Below are 251 nucleotides of genomic sequence, written 5' to 3'. Positions count from 1 at the left end.
AACGCCAACACCGCGGGGTTGGTGGACGGCAGTTCGGTGTACGAGCCGAGGCCGAAGGCCGGGTTCTGCTTGCGGATCTCGATCATCCGGCGGGTCCAGTGCAGCAGGGAGGACGGCGAGGACATCGACGCCTCGACGTTGGTCACCTGGTAGCCGTAGACCGGGTCCATGATCGTCGGCAGGAAGAGCCGGCCCGGGTCGGACGACGAGAACCCGGCGTTGCGGTCCGGCGTCCACTGCATCGGTGTGCG

The 251-nt window shown here is 67.7% G+C and carries 1 protein-coding gene; it reads right to left on the bottom strand.

Translation table 11 applies throughout. The annotated features are described in order from the left end of the window. Positions 1-251, bottom strand: a 251-nt coding sequence (locus tag ACTT8P_RS38660) for an alpha-amylase family glycosyl hydrolase (RefSeq protein WP_442836463.1), incomplete at both ends; no start/stop codon positions are given.

This window comes from Streptomyces sp. JW3 (genome assembly GCF_052216785.1).
Taxonomy (GTDB): domain Bacteria; phylum Actinomycetota; class Actinomycetes; order Streptomycetales; family Streptomycetaceae; genus Streptomyces.
Note: the sequence above shows the minus strand (reverse complement) of the source record. Positions and strands in the feature narration are given on the sequence as shown.